The following is a 20,632-nucleotide window of genomic DNA, read 5'->3' as shown; positions in this document are numbered from 1 at the left end:
ATATTCCACAGTTACAGAGAAATATAAGAAAGAAGGTGAAGCTATGGTTGAATTAGACCAGTTCAAGAGCATTCTTGCAACATACACAGAACCATTAGTGGAAGTGAGGGATTCACTTTGACCTGGCTAACAAAGAAAAGCGGGTTGAAGAATTAGAGCGCGAAATGGAAGCGCCTGATTTCTGGGACAATGCAGAAGCTTCCCAGAAGAAAATGAAAGAATTAAAGAGCATGAAGGACGACATGGAGACCTATCAGAATCTGATCACACAGAAAGAAGATATGGAAACCCTGATCGAGATGAGCTATGAGGAAAATGATCCGTCCATGATCGAAGAGATCCAGGAAATGTTAGACGAGTTTCAGGCACAGTTTGACAGCATCCGTGTGAAGACACTTCTCTCCGGAGAGTACGACAGCGAGAATGCCATCATCAAGCTGAATGCAGGAGCCGGCGGAACAGAAGCCTGCGACTGGTGCAGCATGTTATACCGTATGTATACACGCTGGGCTGAACGGAAAGGCTTTTCCATTGAGGTTCTGGATTATCTGGACGGCGATGAAGCCGGTGTGAAATCCGTTACCTTCCAGGTAAATGGAGAGAACGCATATGGACTTCTGAAATCCGAGAAAGGTGTTCACCGTCTGGTCCGTATTTCCCCATTCAATGCGGCCGGAAAGCGTCAGACCTCTTTCGTATCCTGTGATGTAATGCCGGATATTGAGAAAGACCTGGATGTAGAGATCAACGACGAAGATATCCGTATTGATACCTACCGAAGCAGCGGTGCTGGTGGACAGCACATCAACAAGACCTCATCCGCCATCCGTATCACACATTTCCCAACTGGAATCGTGGTACAGTGTCAGAATGAGCGTTCTCAGCATATGAATAAAGACAAGGCTATGCAGATGCTGAAAGCGAAGCTGTATCTTTTGAAACAGCAGGAAGCAGAAGCCAAGCTTTCCGGAATCCGGGGCGAAGTAACCGATATCGGCTGGGGCAACCAGATCCGTTCCTACGTTATGCAGCCATACACCATGGTCAAGGATCACCGTACTAATGAGGAGACCGGAAATGTAGATGCAGTTATGGATGGTGCCATTGATATCTTTATTAATGCATATCTGAAATGGATCGCACTTGCGAAGAAGCCTGCGCAGCAGTAAATGAAAAGGCAGCTGCCGGATCTAAGGCTACTGTGCACAAAGTGAACGGTAACAGATTTCTGAATGCAGGCGGCTGTGACAGCAGGAATTTGCAGGGCGCAGTGAAAGTGGAAGGAAATGCAGGATGCCAAAGACAACAGATAAGAATAAGTACTTTGTAGTAAGGGAACGGGCGGTACCAGAAGTACTTCTGAACGTAGTTGCTGCGAAGAAGCTGCTGGAATCCAAGCGTGCGGCCACTGTTCAGGAGGCAGCAGATGCAGTTGGGATCAGCCGGAGTTCTTTCTATAAATACAAAGATGATATTTTTCCCTTCCACGAGGAAGCCAAAGGAAAAACTATCACATTTATTATACAGATGGATGATGAGCCGGGAATTTTATCCAATGTTCTTCGGGCTATTGCGGAAAACCATGGCAATATTCTGACCATACATCAGAGTATTCCCATCAGTGGGATTGCCACTCTTACCTTAAGTGTGCAGATCCTTCAGGGCGAAGGGGATGCAGAGGCAATGGTGGATGACATTGAACAGATGGAAGGAATCCATTATTTAAAAATATTAGGCAGGGAGTAACGGACAGATGATAAATATTGCAGTGTTAGGATATGGCACAGTTGGAAGCGGTGTAGTAGAAGTCATCCGCACCAACCATGAGCTGATTAACAAAAGAGCCGGGGAAGAGATTAAGATCAAGTATGTTCTGGATCTTCGGGAGTTCCCGGGAGATCCGGTAGAAGAGATCCTGGTTCATGATTTTGAGCAGATTGTAAATGATCCGGAAGTTGAGATCGTAGTAGAAGTAATGGGTGGAACCGGTGCTGCCTATACCTTTGCCAAGAGAGCACTTGAAGCTGGCAAGAGCGTGTGTACCTCCAATAAAGCACTGGTTGCCAAATACGGCCCTGAACTTATGGAAATCGCGAAGGAGAAGGAGATCAATTTCCTTTTCGAAGCAAGCTGCGGCGGTGGAATTCCCATCATCCGCGCTATCAACGGTTCTCTTACAGCAGATGAGATCGACGAGGTTACTGGAATCTTAAATGGAACCACCAACTTTATGCTGGATAAGATGAATACAGAGGGGGCTGATTTTAACACCGTTCTGAAGGAAGCGCAGGAGAAAGGCTATGCAGAGGCAGACCCTACTGCTGACGTGGAAGGACAGGATGCATGCCGCAAGATTGCCATTCTTTCCTCTCTGGCATATGGAAAATTCCTGGATTTTGAGAATGTTTACACAGAAGGAATTACCCGGATCACACCAGAGGACATGGAGTACGCAAGAGAGATGGGAAAAAGCATTAAGCTTCTTGGTACAAGCAAGAGAGTTGGAGAAGATTCCTTCTACGCACTGGTTGCACCTTTTCTGGTAGGACAGGAGAACCCTCTTTACAGCGTAAACGGCGTATTTAACAGTATTTTTGTACATGGAAATATGCTGGGCGACGCCATGTTCTACGGAAGCGGAGCTGGCAAACTTCCTACTGCAAGTGCTGTTGTAGCAGACGTTGTGGAGGCTGCCAAGCACCTTCATGATACCATTCCGAATAACTGGAGCAATGAAGAGATGACTCTTATGGAGCCAGATTCTGTAGAAGGCCGTTTCTTTGTCCGCGTGAAGGACACTTCCCTGGACGAGGTGGATAAGGCCTTTGGCAAGGTGGAGGCTGTGATCGAGCCGGATTCCCTTCCGGAAGAATTTGGTTTTGTTACCGGACTTATGACACAGGGCGAGTACAAAGAGCGTGTGAAAGCGCTGGGAGAGAACGTTCTGGGCATGATCCGTGTGAAAGACTGATATAAAATAAAACTGACAGCGTGAAAGGAAAAAATATGCTGATAGTTAAGAAATTCGGCGGTACCTCCGTTGGTGACAAAGAGAGAATGTACAATGTTGCCAACCGTTGTATCGAAGAATATAAAAAAGGAAATGACGTGGTGGTTGTTTTGTCCGCCATGGGAAAATACACAGATGAGCTGATCAGTATGGCTCATGATATGGACGACAAGCCGCCGAAGCGTGAGATGGATATGCTTCTTACCATTGGGGAGCAGATGTCCGTATCTTTGATGGCCATGGTAATGCATAAGCTGGGCGTTCCGGCGGTTTCCCTGAATGCTTTTCAGGTGACCATGCATACCACAAGCAGCCATCAGAATGCAAGATTAAAAAGAATCGACACAGAGCGTATCCGCCGTGAGCTGGATGCCCGCAGGATTGTCATCGTTACCGGATTCCAGGGAGTGGATAAGTATGATGATTATACCACCCTGGGACGAGGCGGTTCTGATACCACTGCTGTGGCACTGGCAGCAGCGCTTCATGCAGACGCCTGCGAGATTTATACAGATGTGGACGGCGTTTACACTGCCGACCCGCGTAAGGTTCCAAATGCCAGAAAGCTGAAAGAGATCACATACGATGAGATGCTGGATCTGGCAACATCAGGAGCGGGTGTACTTCACAACCGTTCTGTGGAAATGGCGAAGAAATACGGAGTGCCCCTTGTGGTCCGCTCCAGCCTGAATAACAGTGAAGGAACGGTAGTTAAGGAGGTAGTTAGCGTGGAAAGAATGCTGATCAGCGGTGTTGCGCTGGATACAGACGCTGTGAGGATCGCAGTACTGGGACTTCGTGATGTGCCTGGTGTTGCATTTAAGGTATTTGATACCCTTGCAAAGAAAAATATTAATGTAGATGTTATCCTGCAGTCTATCGGACGTGCAGGAACAAAGGACATTTCTTTTACCGTAAATAAGGATGATCTGGATGATGCAGTTGCCACTCTGGAGGAGAGCCAGGAGCGCCTTGGCTTCAAGGAGCTTCACTCTGAGCGCAATATCGCCAAGCTTTCCATTGTTGGCTCCGGTATGCTCAGCAATCCTGGCGTGGCTGCCAAGATGTTTGAGAGCCTTTACAATGAAGGCGTAAACATTAATATGATCTCCACATCCGAAATCCGTATTACCGTCCTCATCAATGAAAAAGACGGAATCCGGGCTATGAATGCAGTACACGATGCTTTCGGCCTTGCCGACTGATCGAATATACATTCTAAGGAGGAATTTCTGTATGAAAAGAAAAGTATTGGGAGTGCTTTTTACAGCAATGTGTCTGTGTGCGGTTCCGTCCGCGGCTTATGCAGAGGCACAGGAAGCCGAAACTACAGAGGCAGCAGGAGAGGCTGCGGATGAGCCTGAGGCTGGTGCAGAAACGGTTACAGAGCTGTCCGACAGCCTGTACGATTTTCAGGTGAAGATCGGGGATAAGGTTTACCAGTTCCCTATGTATTACCAGGATTTCGCAGCAGACTGGACACTTGGCAAGAACGAGGACCCGGAGATGGGCGTTGGAACCAATTCCTATGGTTCCATCAGTTTTTACAAAGGGGACGACCGCGTTTCCGTAGATGTGATCAACCTTGGAATCAACCAGCTGCCATTAAACCAGTGTCTGGTTGCGGGAATTGATATTGATGCAAGCTATGATTTTGATGTGGCGGCTACTCCTGTAGAACTGCCTGGCGGAATCGTAATGGGAAAATCCAATTTTGATGATATCAAAGCTGCTTATGGTGATCCAAGCGATACTTACGAGGGAGACCTGTATACCAAGTATTCCTACTCAAAAGACTATTATGAGGAAGTTCATCTCTATGTATATAAGGATGACAATACTCTGAAGCAGGTAGATATGCGTAACTTCGTAGAGCCAGAAGGATATGACAAGGGAAGTGTAAGCGAGGAAGTTCCGGAAATCGTATCTTCCTATACCGCTCCTACTGAGCTGGGAGATGATCTGCTGGCTCCACAGTTGGAATTCTGCGGAGATCTTTATTCCCTTCCGGCTCCGGTGTCTGCATTCCTTGAGAATGGCTGGGAGCTTCAGAATGTGGAAGATGGCGCTTATGTGGCTGGCCGGGATCTGGAATTTGTAGACATGATGAAGAATAACCAGAGTGTGCATTTCAGTGTTTACAATTTTACCCAGGATGCAACTGCCATCGAGAACTGTTTTGTACGGGAGCTTGAGGTAGGCAATTACGACAGTGATGCTCTTACCCTTACTCTTTCCGGTGGATTTACCCTGGGTGCGAAGAAGGCGGACCTGATCGCAGCTGCAGAGGAAAAAGGCTATGCGTGTGATGAGGACGGAGATTACCTGAATATTTATAAGACTGCAGATACCAAGATTGACAACCGGGCACAGTTCTGGTTTAACAAGGATGAGGATCCGGATACAGTGGCAAGTGTTGCGTACAGAAATGAAATTCTTCCAGAATAAGGGAGAACCCGATCTGGAGGTTTTGCAAAATTAGTAACAGGAGGGAAATATGAGCGACTATGTGATCAGCTGCTGTTCTACAGCAGACCTTACGAAAGAACATTTTGAGAAAAGAAATATTTCCTATATCTGCTTTCATTATGAATTAAATGGAAAAGAATATGCAGATGATCTGGGACAGGCTATGCCATTTGACCAATTTTATAAGGCCATGCAGGATGGTGCATCCACCAAGACTTCCCAGGTAAATGCAGATGAATTCGAAGAATATTTCGAAGGATTTCTGAAAGAGGGAAAAGATGTGCTCCATGTCTGCCTGTCTTCAGGAATTTCTGGCGTTATCAATTCAGCTAACGTTGCAAAAGCGGATCTGGAGGAAAAATATCCGGGGCGTAAGATCCTGGTGGTGGATTCTCTGGGAGCATCCTCCGGATATGGGCTTTTTATGGATAAACTTGCAGACCTTCGGGATGAGGGGAAATCCATCGGGGAAGTTCATGCCTGGGCAGAAGAACATAAGCTGAACCTGCATCACTGGTTCTTTTCCACAGACCTTACGTTCTATATCAGAGGAGGCCGTATTTCCAAGGCCAGCGGCTTTTTCGGCACGATGCTGAATATCTGCCCGCTGCTGAATATGGATGATCAGGGAAAACTGATCCCAAGATTTAAGATCCGTACCAAGAAAAAGGTGATCCGGGCTATTGTAGACAAAATGGAAGAGTATGCCGAGGGCGGACTTGACTATAATGGGAAGTGTTATATTTCCCAGTCTGCGTGCATAGAGGATGCCCGGGAAGTGGCAAGGCTGGTGGAAGAGCGTTTCCCGAAATTAAATGGGAAAGTAGAGATCAATAACATCGGAACTACCATCGGAAGCCATACAGGTCCTGGTACGGTAGCGCTGTTTTTCTGGGGAAACAAGAGAACGGCGTAATTAAAAAATTACAGATGTCAGATGGAAGAATGCTATATTGGGAACAACTGGCATGGCTTAATGGAGCAAAAAGTGAAAACAGCGAAATGGTGCTGCAATATATCTGGCCGGGATGCATCAGAATCCCGGCCTGCTGTTTCACTGCAAAGGAGAATGATGATTATGAAAAAAAGAAGTACGAAGGAAATCAAACTGCAGGCAAAAAAGGCATTGCAGGGACATGTTGGAACTGTGATCCTTGGGCTTCTGGCAGTGTATGGTCTGAATACCTTAGGAACAATCCTTTCTACCAATTTATTTTCTGGCACATCCGCGCTGGATCTGGTTCTCAGTGAAGTATTTATGCTGGTGGTGTCACTGATCGTGGGAATCATTTCCGCTGGTCTGGGGTATATGCTTTTGAATATTTCCAGGGGAAAGGAGTTTTCTCTGGGAGATCTGGGCTACTTTTTCAAAAACCAGCCAGACAGGGTGATCGTTGCAGGCTTTGTGCTGGCGCTGATCCAGCTGGTCACAGCAATCCCTTACTATTACGTGAGCTTTACCACAGATCCGGGACTGACTGTGGATTCCCAGATCCAGTGGCTTTCCATGACTCTGGGACTGCTGGCGGTAAGCACTTTGCTGAATTTTCTTATTTCCCTTCCATTTGCCATGACCTACTTTCTCATGGCGGATGACACAGAGCTTGGAGGAATCCAGGCACTGAAAGAGAGCGCAAGGCTGATGAAGGGAAATATCTGGAGATATGTGAAGCTGAATCTCAGCTTTATCCCGCTTTTGTTATTATCTGTGTTCACGTTCTATATTGCACTTTTCTGGATCATGCCTTATATGGAAATGTCCATGGTGGCATTTTACCGGGATCTGGATGGGGAACTGGACTACAGACTGCCGGAAGATAGGACTATTTAGAAATACAAGCAACAAGAGGAGATTGAAAAAATGGATATTTTACAGGCAATCACCCAGGAACTGGGGGTGCAGAAATGGCAGGTAGAAGCTGCTGTTAAATTGATTGACGAGGGAAACACTATCCCTTTTATTTCACGATATAGAAAAGAAGCTACCGGAACCTTAAATGACGAGCAGCTTCGTAACCTGAACGAGAGACTGACTTATCTCCGAAATCTGGAAGACAAGAAGAATCAGGTCCTTTCCAGCATTGAGGACCAGGGCAAGCTGACAGAAGAACTGAAGGCACAGATCCTGGCAGCACAGACGCTGGTAGTCGTAGAGGACCTTTACCGCCCGTACCGTCCGAAGAGACGTACCAGGGCAACCATTGCCAAGGAAAAAGGCCTGGAGCCCCTGGCAAATATCATTATGCTCCAGATGACAAACAAGTCTATTGAGGAAGAGGCAGAAGCCTTTGTGTCAGAGGAAAAAGAGGTTGCTTCTGTGGCAGACGCCATTGCTGGTGCGAAGGATATTATTGCAGAGCATATTTCTGACGAGGCAGATTACCGAATCCACATCCGTGACCTTACTGCAAAGAAAGGAACCATCAGTTCTGTGGCAAAGGATCCGGAGACACAGTCTGTTTACGAAATGTATTACGAATTTGAAGAGCCGGTGAAGAAGCTGGCTGGACATCGTGTGCTGGCGTTGAACCGCGGTGAGAAAGAGAAATTCCTTACTATTAAGATAGCAGCACCGGAGGAAGATATTCTCCGCTACCTGGAGAAGCAGGTGATCACCCGTGACAACCCGTTTACCACACCAATCCTGAAAGAGGTAACAGAGGACAGCTACAAGCGTCTTATTGCGCCGGCAATCGAGCGTGAGATCAGAAGTGACCTGACAGAGAAGGCAGAAGACGGTGCTATCAAAGTCTTTGGCAAGAACCTGGAGCAGCTTCTTATGCAGCCTCCAATCGCAGGGCAGACTGTCCTTGGCTGGGATCCGGCTTTCCGTACCGGCTGTAAGCTGGCTGTTGTAGATCCTACTGGAAAAGTTCTGGATACTACAGTTGTTTACCCGACTGCGCCGACCAATGAGAAGAAGATCCGCGCTGCAAAGGATACCGTAGAAGCCATGATCAGGAAATATCATATTTCCCTGATCTCTGTTGGAAATGGTACTGCTTCCAGAGAGTCTGAGCAGGTGATCGTAGATATGCTGAAGGAGATCCCAGAGGCAAAGGTTCAGTATGTGATCACAAATGAGGCTGGTGCTTCTGTTTATTCTGCAAGTAAGCTTGCAACAGAAGAATTCCCGAATTTTGACGTAGGACAGAGAAGTGCCACTTCCATTGCAAGACGTGTGCAGGATCCTCTGGCTGAACTGGTTAAGATCGATCCGAAATCCATTGGTGTTGGACAATATCAGCATGACATGAACCAGAAGAAGCTGGGTGAAGCCCTGACTGGTGTGGTTGAGGATTCTGTTAATAAGGTTGGCGTAGATTTGAATACAGCATCTGCTTCCCTTCTGGAGTATATTTCCGGTGTTTCCAAAGCAATCGCTAAGAACATTGTAGCTTACCGTGAAGAGAATGGCCGTTTCACAAGCCGAAAAGAACTTCTGAAGGTAGCCAAGCTTGGACCGAAGGCATTTGAACAGTGCGCTGGCTTCATGCGTATTACAGGTGGCTCCAATCCTCTGGACGCTACAAGTGTTCATCCGGAGAGCTACGAGGCTGCTTCTAAGCTCCTTGAGAAGCTGGGATATTCCGCAGAGGATATTGCAGGCAGCAGGTTAGCTGGACTTTCCAGACAGATCAGGGATTATAAGAAGACGGCAGCAGAGCTGGAAATTGGTGAGATCACACTTCGTGATATTGTAAAAGAGCTGGAAAAACCAGCCCGCGACCCACGAGATGAGATGCCGAAGCCAATTCTTCGTACCGATGTACTGGATATTAAGGATCTGAAAGAGGGCATGATCCTGAAGGGAACAGTCCGCAACGTAATCGATTTCGGAGCTTTCGTTGATATCGGCGTTCACCAGGATGGACTGGTGCACATTTCCCAGATGAGCGAGAAATTTATCAAGCATCCGCTGGAAGCAGTAAGTGTTGGGGATATTGTGGAGGTTCGTGTTCTTGGTGTAGACGAGAAGAAGAACCGGATCAGCCTTTCCATGAAGGGGCTGAATAAATAAAAAATGTTGGAAAATATACTTGTTGTATATCTAATTATAATTAATATTGTAGCTTTCGGGATGTATGGCATAGATAAGCAGAAAGCCATCAAAAAACAGTGGCGCATCCCGGAAGCCCAGCTTCTGGCGGTGGCTGCCATCGGCGGCTCCGCCGGCGCCCTTCTTGGAATGCAGTTTTTCCACCATAAGACCAGAAAGTGGAAATTCCGTCTGGGCGTGCCGCTGATCCTGGCGGTGCAGTTGATACTGTGGAGATTTTTGCAGTAGGCGGTGGATAAGCTGCTGAAAAAATGAGTTGACGGTGGAAAACGTGTTAGAGTCCGTTTGAAAAATCATTCCTGCAATCTGCACGCAGAAAGCCTTTTTAAACGTGCTCTGGGAAAGGACTGACGAAAAGGAGATGAGAATTTGGAAGGACAGGTTATAGAAAACGCAGTCCAGGAGACTGTGCAGGAAACAGTAGATAAGGTAAGCTTCAACTGGGAACAGATCAAGACTTACTTTAACGGTCATATTCCGGATTTGATCAGCTTCGGAATGAAAGTAGTTCTTTCCATTGTGGCTTTTTATGTGGGAACCAAACTGATCAAGTGGTTTCTGAAGCTTGCAAGGCGTTCCATGGAAAAGGCAGGAATAGATAAGGGGGTAGCCCAGTTTATCTGTTCTTTTGGAAGATTTCTTCTCTATCTGATCCTGGTATTTAACATTGCAACCAATTTCGGTGTGAAGGAATCTTCGGTGGCAGCTCTTTTGGGAACTGCCGGTGTTACCATCGGTCTTGCCCTGCAGGGCGGTCTGGAGAATCTGGCAGGCGGTGTGATGCTGCTTTTGTTTAAGCCTTTTCAGGTAGGAGATTATATTATCCAGGATCAGGCTGACGGTACAGAGGGAACTGTGTATAAGATCGAAATCTTTTACACTACACTGATCACCATTGACAATAAACACGTGATCATTCCCAATGGAAAGCTGTCCAACAGCACCATTATTAATGTAACAGCCCGGAATTTGCGCAACCTGGAGATCAAAGTGGGAATTTCCTACGATTCCGACATTAAAAAAGCCAAAAAGCTTCTGCAGCACATTTTACAGGAAGACCCCGGAACCAAGTCCGACAAGGACATGATCGTCTTCGTAGATGAACTTGCCGACAGCGCCGTAGTCATGGGCCTCCGCGTCTGGGTCCCCACTGACAAATACTGGAAGACCAAATGGCGCCTCAATGAAAAAATCAAAGAATCCTTCGATGCCAACGGAATTTCCATTCCCTATCCGCAGATGGATGTGCATGTGGTGGAGACAACTACTGTGGAGAAAAGTTCCAAGTAAAACGGTCAATACTTTAACGATGCAAAATATGAAAAAAGCTTACAAACGCCTTGCCTGGAGATTTTTTCTGGAAAATTTAGATTTCATATTGAAATTACAACATATCTATTGTATAATCCACCATGAAAAGAAAATTTCTTCGGGGCAGGGTGATCGAAATCTTTAGAGATCGAAATTCCCTACCGGCGGTATAGTCCGCGACCCGCTTCGGCGGCTGATTTGGTGAAATTCCAAAACCGACAGTAAAGTCTGGATGAGAGAAGAACGCGCAGAATATTTAGATTGGTTGATATTTATATGTACGTGCTCATAGCCCTGGAAGAGATTCCGGGGCTTTTTTATGTGGTTGGAATCGCTTTCTATGCATTGGAAAATGCGTGATAAACAGTAACACCTGTTTTCCTGTATGCTGAAGTGAATTTCATCCCATACTTGCAGAAATTTTCTTTAAATATTATAATTTAAGGAGCGATGAGTATGAGCGAACAAGCAATCAGAAATGGAAACGTAATGGAGCGAAGCCGTACCAGAACCATTGCACAGGTGGCAATGTTAGGTGCTGTGGCAGGTGTGTTGATGAATTTTGAGGTACCGCTGCCGTTTCTTGCACCGTCCTTTTACCAGCTGGACTTCTCCGAGATTCCAGCATTGATTGGTTCTTTTGCAATGGGACCTGTAGCTGGTGTGTTGATCGAGCTTGTGAAGATCCTGGTACATCTGGTAACAAAAGGAACTATGACAGCAGGTGTTGGTGATGTGGCAAACTTTCTCTTTGGCTGTTCTTATGTAATTCCAGCTGGACTGATCTATCGTTATCAACATAAGAAGACAAGAGCACACGCAGTTGCAGGTATGGCAGTTGGCGTAATTCTTACCACAGTCCTTGCATGTTTTGTAAATGCTTTCGTACTGCTTCCGGCTTACGGCAAAGCATTTGGAATGCCAGTTCAGGCGTTTATTGAGATGGGTGCAGCAGTACACAGCGGTGTAACAAACCTTCTTACTTTTGCAATTATGATCCTTGTACCATTCAACTTATTCAAATACACATTAACCTCAGTGATCGTGTTCTTTATTTATAAGAGAATCCGTGTGATCCTCCGCGGTGACTGATGAATCTGTTCCAGGTTAGAATCTGCGAGGCTTGCTGTCCAGATTGATAGGTAACTTCGTCAGACCTTTGCAGTGAACAGTAACAACTGACGAAAAGAGGTTCCTATGGGAAAAATCAACAGCATTACCAAACAGACAGATAATCGTTATGTAAACCTTTACAATGTAAAAGCCACCAGCGTACACAACACCCCGGTAAACTATTTTGTAGCTTCTCGTGCCAAAGACGTAGACAGCTTGAAAATGGTAACTCGGAAGAAGAATCCGGATGGTGTGATCATTTACAGTATTTATGGCGAAAAGCATGATAAAGTAGTTTTAATCCGCCAGTATCGTTATACTTTGGGCGATTATATTTATGAATTTCCAGCAGGGCTTGTGGAATCAAACGAGAATTACCATGAAGGTGCAATCCGGGAAATGTATGAAGAAACAGGGTTGAAACTTGCTCCAATTCCGGTAGCAGAAGCATACCAGAAGCCTTATTTTACCACTGTTGGAATGACGGACGAATCCTGTGCAACCGTATACGGCTATGCCAGCGGCGAAATCAGTTCCAAGGCGCTGGAAGATACCGAAGAGATTGAAGTGGTTCTGGCTGACCGTGAGGAAGTAAAACGGATTCTGAAAGAAGAAAATGTAGCGATCATGACAGCATATATGCTGATGCATTTTCTGGAAGATAAGGAACCCTTTGAATTTTTGAATAAGATAAAATAAAAGCAGGAAAATCAGATTTTGTTATGGAAACGGAAGCTTTTATAATGTTAAATAAGGTTAACTTGTAAAAAGGAAAATCCCCGAAATCATATCTCAGTATTAAGGATCTTTTAAATCCTTAAGAGATAAGAGATTCGGGGATTTGTTATTAATGCTTATTCTTTTCGTCTATGATAATGAATTTTACCTGACAAAGTATACGCATCAGAGAAGTCCTTATTCATAATACTCAATGTCTTGATCAGAAGTATCCTCCGTATAGTCTCCATTGTCTCCATTATCGGAACTGGTATCACCGCTATTATCAATGTAATCCAAGTCCTCACTGTCATCCTGTCCGGAATCATCAGAGGTATCTTCTGTATAATCCGGGATATCGGATGTGTCACTTCCTGAACCATCTTCAGAATCATCTGTAGGATAAGTAATCTGGTCACGATCAGAAGAATCGCTATCAGAAGAATCATAGCTGTTATCGTAGGAACTATCGTCCTGACTGTAATCGTAAGAATCATCATAATTACTGTCCTGACTGTAAATTGGAAATTCTTCCTGCTGTGCAGCCTCCGCTTCTGCGGCTGTTTCTGGAGCCTCTGTTAATGTGGTCTTAGCAGTTGGAACTCTGCTCTCCTTGGGAACAACTACGGAAATTCCAACCATAGCTACACTGAGCAGAATTGCAGTGGATGCAATGTGGAACTCATCTCTGTATTTCATAAACTTTACACCTCGTAAGTAACGATTCAATGTTCTATGTTGAACAGAATCCTAATATTTCTTTTAACAATATTCAACAGATGTCCCCATTATACCATATCTGTCACTGATTTTGTAAAAATAATACTGGAAATTTTCCTTTTCTTTATGCCAAAAACGTCCCCAATAAAGCCAATTACTGCTCCACCAGCGTATCCTCTGCCAGAATATCCAGCAGAATGGAAAATGTGTTGCTGCTGAACGCATTCAGGACCATGGACATATGAGCAGACAGATAATGGATTACCTGCTGGAAAGCAGCAATTTTTCCCTCTTTAAGTAGTATCGTTTTTTACAATACAGATCCATTCACATAAACTATAATATGGACAACTTAAGAAAAAGAACCAACAACGTAAAGACAAAGGCGTCTGCAATTCATTTTGCAGGCGCCTTTTTTCGTACTAGAAAAGGGGGAAATACCATGGGCACACGTATTACGGAGCATCCGATCTTAGGAGTAACGCAGAAGGGAAGATTAGTAAATTTCACATATGACGGACAAAAAATCCAGGGCTATGAAGGGGAACCGATTGCGGCGGCGTTGAAGGCGGCGGGAATTCTGATCCACCGTTATACAAAGAAAGAGCATACACCGCGAGGTATCTTTTGTGCCATTGGCAGGTGCACCGACTGTGTCATGGTGGTAGACGGAGTTCCGAACGTGAGAACCTGTGTAACCCCGCTGAAGGCAGGAATGAAGGTTCAGACACAATACGGTGTATCGGCAGAACCGTTTGAGGAACAGAAAACAGGAGGGCAGACAAGATGAAAAGATATGATTTGATCGTAGTTGGAGCAGGCCCGTCTGGTCTGTCAGCGGCAATTGAGGCAGCAAAAAGAGGACTGAAGGTAGTCGTATTTGATGAGAATGAAAAGCCTGGTGGACAGCTTTTTAAGCAGATCCATAAATTCTTCGGTTCCAAGGAGCATAAGGTGAAGATCAGAGGCTTTGTCATCAGGGAAGAGCTTCTGGCAGAAGCAGCCAGGGCTGGCGTTGATGTAGAGCTGAATTCTACCGTAATTGGAATGTACCAGGAAAAAGAATATGATATTACGAATGTTATAAGAGTAAGAACTGGAGACGAGGGAATTGATGCGTTGTAGGTTGTTCAGGGCGGACGCATTTAGACAAGTGTTATTCCCCACAGACCGGTGCAACGCAACACTTGATCAGTGACGAAGGAGAGTGATTCACATGGAAGAAAAGGACAGAACTTTGGGGCTGCGGAGTGTGGTTTCCATCTCGGTTGGATTAGTTATAGCGACCAGCTGTCTGGTTTCCCTGGGACAGGGAGCTGGAAGTATTGGTGTGGTATTTATCGGGGCGATGGTGATTGCCTGTCTTCTGAATATGACGACCGTGGCATCGCTTTCGGAACTGAATGCGCTGATGCCCAATACTACAGGTGGTCTGGCGCAGTATACACTGGCCTGTATGGGACCTTTTCCCACGCTGATCTCTATGGTGGGAGGATACCTGATCTGCAATATCATGTCATCTGGCGTTGAGGCTTCTATTTTTGCTTATGCCATGGCTTCCACTATTCATTTACCGATTCCAAGTTTGATGTATACGTTCATTATGACGGTGGTGGTTATGATCGCAAACCTGTATGGTGTGGATATGTTTGCCAGGATCCAGGATCTGGTAGCATTTCTTCTGGTAGGGTCTATGCTGGTCCTGGGAGTGATCGGAATGCTGGGGCTTGGAACTGGGGAAGTGGTGCATCAGCCGTATAGTATGGCAGCGCCCCATCTGCTTTACGGTGGAAATCTCCTGGGAAATGCAGGAAAGGTGTGGATGACTTTTGTTTCTGCCCTTGCTGTTGTCAGCACCCAGAACTCTACTGTAAATGGTCTTGCAGGTATCTGCCAGGGAATGGCGAAAATGAACATGATGCCCCGCGTTTTTGCAAAGACAAATAAACATGGTGTGCCATATTTCGGAGTGGTTTTCGTAAGTGTATTTATCTTTGTGTTTGCTGCACTCAGTGACGGATCCTCCGATGCCATCTCCTTCCTGATTCTGGTCGGCTCTGTTTTCTGGATGATCTCCTACATTCTGGCACATATGGATGTGTTGATTTTGCGAAAAAGACTGCCGAAGGCACCCCGCTCCTTCAAGGTTCCCTGCGGCCCTCTTTTCCCAATTATCGGAATCTGTGGAACCGTATATATGATTCTGAATATTTCCACAGATCCGGTAGAGCGAAACATGATCTGGCTGGTAACCGGAATTACCTTCCTGGTGCTTGGGATCTATTCCTTCTTCTGGATCAAATACAAGATGAAAATGCCCGTTTTCAAGAGCGTACCCCTTCAGAAGGTTATGGCTATGGAAAACAGTATGTATTATACCATTCGGAAAAGGCGGGGAATGTGGCGGTAATGGGCAGAATGCGGCGGATAAATAATTTATAAAGAATAAGACGTTTTCTTTTTGGGTAAAGGGGACGTCTTTTTTGTTGTGTACTGGCAATGTTCTGCAAAGCGATTACTGTCGGGCTGTGGACAGTAGCGTCTTTTTAGGCAGGATAAAGGTTATTTATGCAAATAGTATTGTTTTAAGTGAAAAGGAAAGATATAATTATTAATAATAAACAGGAGGTATGTGATCATGAAAACAAACTATGCCAAAAGCGCATACCGAACCTTCCTATTCTGGGGAGTATGCTCTTCTCTGGGAGTTACCGTATCTACCCTTGTGGATGCAACCCTGGTAGGAAATTTTATAGGCAGTACCGGACTTGCAGTAGCGAATATTGCCACACCGGTATTTCTGCTTTATTTACTTATGGGAATCACCATAGGCGGTGGTGCAGGCGTTTTAATTGGGAAAAAACTTGGTGAAGCGGATCTGAAGGGTGCAAATCGGGTTTTCGGCTCTGTATTAAGTGCAGGCCTGATAATAGGTGTGCTTTTTGCAGCAGTGGCACTTATATTTCGCAGCTCCTTGTGCAGACTTCTGGGTGCCACACCGGAACTTTTGCAAAATGCTCTGCAATATTTAACTGTGGTATTCGCCTTTGCCCCAATCTATGTGTTATATAATATTCTCTCTATTGCAGTGCGGACAGACGGAGCGCCAAAGCTGGCAGCCATTTCTTCCGCAGGTGTGATTATTACTAATTTAAGCCTGGATCTGCTCTTTATGAAGGTCTGGAACTGGGGACTTGTAGGTGCATCTGCGTCCCTGTGTATCGCGGAAACAGTGGGAACTTTGCTTTTGCTCACTCATTTTTGGAACAAGCAGGCGCTTTTAAGCCTTCATTTTCAAATTCCCACCTGGAATGAGATCAAAGAATATGTGGAAAATGGATTTGGCGTTGGCTCTGCTTTTATTTTTCAGGCGGTGGTTATGCTGGTGTTTAATACCATGCTGTTAAAGGGCGCTTCAGAAGACGGTACTTTTTCCGTAGCAGTATTTGGCGTTATCTATACCATGAGCACCATTCCAGGCGCTATGTTTGACGGAGCCGGAGCAGCCGCTTCCACGGTTATCTCCATTTTAGGAGGGGAAAAGGACTGGAAAGGAATGCTTGCGGTGTACCATGACGGACTGCGGATCGTGGTGGCAGCAGGTCTTGTAATTGTGTTATTTTTTGTGGTTGGAGCAAAGCAGATACTGGTTTTCTTCGGCCTGAATGATAGTGCAGCACTGGGAACAGCAGTCACAGCCTTTCGGTTTTATGCATTAAGCGTAGCTCTGGCAGGCGTGAACGTGGTAACTACATCCTTCTGGCAGACAATCGGAAAGACGAAATGCGCCTCTGTTTTATCACTTCTGCGCAACTTTATCCTTATGCTGGTGACGGGATTCCTGCTGATTAGCAGAATGGGAATTGTGGGACTGGCCCTGGTGTATGTAATAAGCGAAGCCGTATGTCTGTTGCTTGTTTTGGCAATCCAGATATTTGGAAAAATAAAAGATTACATAAAAGAAAAATACAGCTTTACCAACCGGGTTTTCGAAGAATACTATCCCATTGAGGAAGGCAGTATGGAAAAAATGTCCCAGAATCTGGAAGGACTGTGCGACGAATGGGAACTTGATTTTAAACAGTCCTTCTTCATCCATCTGATCGTGGAAGAACTGCTTTTGAATATTATGAAATTCGGTATTGGAAAAACAGATAAGAAATATTATGTATCCGTAAAAGTAATGGACAACAACGGTGAATGCATCCTGCGGATCCGCGACAATGTCAATTCCTACAACCCCTTCGACCTCCGCGGTGACGAGGTTGACCGGGCCGTAATGGAAATGATCAAGAAAAAGGCGAAATATTATGAATATCAGAGGAAGCTGGTGTTTAATTATCTTTATGTGAAGATATAACTTGTTTTGCATACATCAGAGAAAATACCTGCTTCTGCTTTAGAATTATGTGACAGATGTGTGCCTTACCGCTTGCGCCGGTACTCATTAGGAGTCATTCCAGGGTGTTTTCGATTCCGCTATTTTTGGGGCAAAAGTATAACTAGCCTTTGCCAGAAGATTATACAGTCCTTCAAGGCTGTCCAGCCTTTCCGAAGCCTGGATAAAATAATCGGAAAGCTGATAGGCACTGTCATAATCCAGACCACCTTCTATTGCAGCACGGGTACAGATGGTTGTAGTGATGATGATATCATTCTTCAGCTGGCGAAGTACCGTAGAACCGGTAACACCCAGATGATAATTGCTGTCACTGAATTCAATATTTTTAAATCCCTGGTAGTTACCAGTCCGCACAAGCTTATCCGAATAAATTTGGAAAAGAACATCCGGTATTCATGTCCCTGAATTATGAAAACGGAAAATTTCAATAGCAGCTATTTATCCCACTTTTCTTTCCGATATTCCCCAGGGGTTGTCTGGTAGTGTTTTTTGAAAGCTCTACAAAAATAATCTACATTGTGAAAACCAGTTTCGGCTGAAATGGTGCTGACTTTTTTCTCTGTATGGGAAAGCAGAAGGGCAGCCTGTTTCAGCCGATAGTTTATGAGATAATTGACCGGCGTGATGTGAAGATAGCTCCGAAAAAGGTTTAAGGCAGAGCTTTTGCTGATCATAGACTGTGCAGCAATCTCATCCAGGGAAAGATTTCTTCTGTAATTTTCGTGAATAAACTGCATCATCAGCTGGAGCCTTGCGCGGTTTACAGAGAACTGTCCAGTGATTTCCGGCGAAGTGGAAAGGTCTGTATGCTTGTATATTTCCAGCCAGAGCTGTTGCATAAGGGAAGAGGTCAGAAGATGGCAGAAAGAACCGGAAGTCTGCGCAGAAATAATCTGCTTCATAAGATCAAGAACCCTGGCCTGCCAGGAAATCTCCCTGCGAAAAATCCAAAAAGGAATATTCGATGAAATGATAGGCTTCACATAATTCTGGTAAATATAGCTGTCTGTAGCTACAAGGAAAGAGGGCATGCAGAGAAAGTTTGGGATGACAGCATCCACAGGTGAGGAAAAACGGTGAAGGAATTTGGAATTAATAAAAATGCCGCTGTCAGCTGTCAGCTCCAGCTGTTTTTCCCCAATCCAGACAGTTACGGTTCCGGATTGAACATACACAAATTCCAGCTCCGTATGCCAGTGCCAGTCTATGCAGTTAAAATCAAACTGGGCTAAATGCTCATAATAGTAGCGAAAGGGATAGTCCTGGCTTCCGTGTGGAAGAGTTTCCATTAAATTTTCGTCAGTAATAATTTTGGTATATACGTTGGTTTCTTTCATGTCTTGTTTATCCTCAAATCGAGACCTGGAGCCTGTTTGAAAATCATTCCCGCAATCTGCTCGCCTCACTTTGCGGTATATTTTGCAGAAAACCTTTTTCGAACATGCTCTGGGAAGTGCCCCGAAAAAATAGTAAATTATTGTTTTTACGATATTGTACAACAAAAATCATAAATAATCCAATGAAAAACACATTCAAATATAATATAATCCAATAAGACAAAAATCTTCTTTAAAGAAGAAAAAAGGAGAACTAATCATGCCAAATTACAAGAAAACCAAACGAGCCTGTTATATGGGCTTTATCACCCAGGCTATAGCAGCAAATTTTGCACCTTTGCTGTTTCTGAAATTTCACACAGATTATCATATTTCCCTTGGAAATATTGCACTGATCTCCACCTGCTTTTTCTTTACCCAGCTGTTGATTGATTTGTTTTGTGCCCGGTTTGTGGACAAAATCGGATATCGCGTGTGCATTGTGACCTCTGAGATCAGTTCCGCTTTAGGACTGGTGGGGCTGGCATTTCTTCCGGAGCTTTTGCCAGATCCTTTTGTGGGAATTATCATCAGTGTTATTGTTTATGCTGTTGGAAGCGGACTGATTGAAGTGCTTTGCAGTCCCATTGTGGAAGCCTGTCCTTTCGAAAATAAAGAGGCAACCATGAGCCTTCTTCATTCCTTCTACTGCTGGGGATCTGTGGGAACCATTGCAGTTTCCACCTTGTTTTTCGCGGTTTTCGGAATGGATAGCTGGAAGTGGCTGGCAGTTTTGTGGGCAATCGTTCCGGCCGTTAATGTTTACAACTTTGCTACTTGTCCCATCGAGCATCTGGTGGATGAAGGGGAAGGCATGAAAATCGGGGAACTGTTTCGTAAGCCTGTATTCTGGATTGCCGTGTGTCTGATGGTGTGTTCAGGAGCATCAGAGCTGTCCATGTCCCAGTGGGCATCTGCTTATGCAGAGGCGGCACTTGGACTGTCAAAGATCATTGGAGACCTGGCCGGTCCCTGCATGTTTGCCATTACGATGGGAATTAGTCGTGTGATCTTTGGAAAATACGGAGATAAAATGGACTTGACGAAATTTATGGCTGGCTCCGGAATTTTATGCGTATTCTGTTATCTTCTTGCATCTCTGTCCTCCAATTCGGCAGCAGGATTGATTGGCTGTATTGTCTGCGGATTTTCCGTTGGAATCATGTGGCCTGGCACCATCAGTATTTCTTCTAAGAAATTTCCGGCTGGCGGAACAGCCATGTTCGCCCTTCTTGCCATGGCAGGAGATCTTGGAGGCAGTATAGGCCCTGGAATTGTGGGACGTGTCACACAGAATGCAGGAGATAATATCCGCGTGGGTATGGGCGTAGGACTGATTTTCCCAGTGGTGCTGCTGGTGATGATTTTTCTGCTGAAAAAGGTGAAAGTAGAGGAAAAATAACTGATATTTGAATGCTTTACAATCTAATAAGAAGGCTGAGGTATTATTTAAA

The 20,632-nt window shown here is 45.1% G+C and carries 20 protein-coding genes and 1 riboswitch; of the genes, 17 read left to right on the top strand and 3 right to left on the bottom strand.

The genetic code is table 11. The features are described from left to right. Positions 1–43: 43 nt before the first annotated feature. The 12 genes from prfB to LIQ05_RS16110 all read left to right on the top strand — a co-directional run bounded on the left by prfB (position 44) and on the right by LIQ05_RS16110 (position 12,662). Positions 44–1,169, top strand: a protein-coding gene (gene prfB, locus LIQ05_RS16165; protein WP_226822329.1) for a peptide chain release factor 2 whose coding sequence is annotated in 2 segments (ribosomal slippage) — positions 44–118 and positions 120–1,169 — 1,125 coding nt in all. Because the reading frame shifts where the segments join, the coding sequence is not laid out codon by codon here. 124 nt (positions 1,170–1,293) lie between these two features. Then, entirely contained in the window at positions 1,294–1,746 is a 453-nt protein-coding gene (locus LIQ05_RS16160) for an ACT domain-containing protein (protein ID WP_226822327.1), read from the top strand. A 7-nt stretch (positions 1,747–1,753) separates the two neighbouring features. Continuing rightward, positions 1,754–2,971 (top strand): homoserine dehydrogenase, encoded by a 1,218-nt coding sequence (locus LIQ05_RS16155; protein WP_226822325.1) that lies wholly within the window; start codon positions 1,754–1,756, stop codon positions 2,969–2,971. Positions 2,972–3,006: 35 nt separating this feature from the next. After that, positions 3,007–4,215, top strand: coding sequence for an aspartate kinase (locus LIQ05_RS16150; RefSeq protein WP_226822323.1), 1,209 nt, complete (start codon positions 3,007–3,009; stop codon positions 4,213–4,215). Positions 4,216–4,246: 31 nt separating this feature from the next. Beyond that, positions 4,247–5,458 (top strand): hypothetical protein, encoded by a 1,212-nt coding sequence (locus LIQ05_RS16145; RefSeq protein ID WP_177290067.1) that lies wholly within the window; start codon positions 4,247–4,249, stop codon positions 5,456–5,458. Between the two features lie 49 nt (positions 5,459–5,507). Then, complete coding sequence (locus LIQ05_RS16140; RefSeq protein WP_226822321.1) at positions 5,508–6,395, top strand: DegV family protein; 888 nt, start codon at positions 5,508–5,510, stop codon at positions 6,393–6,395. Between the two features lie 162 nt (positions 6,396–6,557). Next, the gene (locus tag LIQ05_RS16135) at positions 6,558–7,310 is read left to right on the top strand and encodes a DUF975 family protein (RefSeq protein ID WP_226822320.1); all 753 of its coding nucleotides are present in this window, start codon (positions 6,558–6,560) and stop codon (positions 7,308–7,310) included. A gap of 30 nt (positions 7,311–7,340) precedes the next feature. Further along, on the top strand, positions 7,341–9,500 hold the full coding sequence (locus LIQ05_RS16130) for a Tex family protein (RefSeq protein WP_226822318.1): 2,160 nt from the start codon (positions 7,341–7,343) through the stop codon (positions 9,498–9,500). Positions 9,501–9,503: 3 nt separating this feature from the next. Continuing rightward, positions 9,504–9,767, top strand: coding sequence for a DUF1294 domain-containing protein (locus tag LIQ05_RS16125; protein ID WP_226822316.1), 264 nt, complete (start codon positions 9,504–9,506; stop codon positions 9,765–9,767). A 141-nt stretch (positions 9,768–9,908) separates the two neighbouring features. Next, complete coding sequence (locus LIQ05_RS16120; RefSeq protein WP_226822314.1) at positions 9,909–10,829, top strand: mechanosensitive ion channel family protein; 921 nt, start codon at positions 9,909–9,911, stop codon at positions 10,827–10,829. A gap of 131 nt (positions 10,830–10,960) precedes the next feature. Continuing rightward, positions 10,961–11,098: riboswitch (FMN riboswitch) on the top strand. 208 nt (positions 11,099–11,306) lie between these two features. Beyond that, positions 11,307–11,942 carry an ECF transporter S component gene (locus tag LIQ05_RS16115; RefSeq protein ID WP_226822312.1) on the top strand — a complete coding sequence of 212 codons (636 nt, stop codon included), beginning with the start codon at positions 11,307–11,309 and terminating at the stop codon, positions 11,940–11,942. Positions 11,943–12,047: 105 nt separating this feature from the next. After that, positions 12,048–12,662 carry an NUDIX hydrolase gene (locus tag LIQ05_RS16110; RefSeq protein WP_226822310.1) on the top strand — a complete coding sequence of 205 codons (615 nt, stop codon included), beginning with the start codon at positions 12,048–12,050 and terminating at the stop codon, positions 12,660–12,662. A gap of 216 nt (positions 12,663–12,878) precedes the next feature. On the opposite strand, the gene LIQ05_RS16105 is transcribed toward LIQ05_RS16110, so the two are convergent. Then, positions 12,879–13,379 (bottom strand): hypothetical protein, encoded by a 501-nt coding sequence (locus LIQ05_RS16105; RefSeq protein WP_226822308.1) that lies wholly within the window; start codon positions 13,377–13,379, stop codon positions 12,879–12,881. 463 nt (positions 13,380–13,842) lie between these two features. Here LIQ05_RS16105 and LIQ05_RS16100 point away from each other — a divergent pair, with 463 nt between their 5' ends. The 4 genes from LIQ05_RS16100 to LIQ05_RS16085 all read left to right on the top strand — a co-directional run bounded on the left by LIQ05_RS16100 (position 13,843) and on the right by LIQ05_RS16085 (position 17,760). Further along, a complete protein-coding gene (locus LIQ05_RS16100; protein WP_226822306.1) occupies positions 13,843–14,190 on the top strand; it encodes a (2Fe-2S)-binding protein in 348 nt (115 codons plus the stop codon). Then, the gene (locus LIQ05_RS16095) at positions 14,187–14,525 is read left to right on the top strand and encodes an FAD-dependent oxidoreductase (RefSeq protein ID WP_264292793.1); all 339 of its coding nucleotides are present in this window, start codon (positions 14,187–14,189) and stop codon (positions 14,523–14,525) included. The genes LIQ05_RS16100 and LIQ05_RS16095 overlap by 4 nt, the downstream gene beginning before the upstream one ends. A 91-nt stretch (positions 14,526–14,616) precedes the next feature. Then, on the top strand, positions 14,617–15,810 hold the full coding sequence (locus tag LIQ05_RS16090) for an APC family permease (protein ID WP_226822304.1): 1,194 nt from the start codon (positions 14,617–14,619) through the stop codon (positions 15,808–15,810). A 228-nt stretch (positions 15,811–16,038) separates the two neighbouring features. After that, entirely contained in the window at positions 16,039–17,760 is a 1,722-nt protein-coding gene (locus LIQ05_RS16085) for an MATE family efflux transporter (protein ID WP_226822302.1), read from the top strand. An 87-nt stretch (positions 17,761–17,847) separates the two neighbouring features. Here the strand turns inward: LIQ05_RS16085 and LIQ05_RS16080 are convergent, their stop codons facing one another. Continuing rightward, positions 17,848–18,156: a hypothetical protein gene (locus LIQ05_RS16080; protein WP_226822301.1), complete on the bottom strand. Its 309-nt coding sequence runs from the start codon at positions 18,154–18,156 to the stop codon at positions 17,848–17,850. An 80-nt stretch (positions 18,157–18,236) separates the two neighbouring features. Beyond that, positions 18,237–19,139: an AraC family transcriptional regulator gene (locus LIQ05_RS16075; RefSeq protein WP_226822299.1), complete on the bottom strand. Its 903-nt coding sequence runs from the start codon at positions 19,137–19,139 to the stop codon at positions 18,237–18,239. A 259-nt stretch (positions 19,140–19,398) separates the two neighbouring features. Between LIQ05_RS16075 and LIQ05_RS16070 the strand changes: the two genes are divergently transcribed. Next, on the top strand, positions 19,399–20,580 hold the full coding sequence (locus tag LIQ05_RS16070) for an MFS transporter (protein ID WP_226822297.1): 1,182 nt from the start codon (positions 19,399–19,401) through the stop codon (positions 20,578–20,580). Positions 20,581–20,632 lie beyond the last annotated feature (52 nt).

The organism is Blautia glucerasea (assembly GCF_020537505.1).
GTDB lineage: Bacteria > Bacillota > Clostridia > Lachnospirales > Lachnospiraceae > Blautia_A.
Note: the sequence above shows the minus strand (reverse complement) of the source record. Positions and strands in the feature narration are given on the sequence as shown.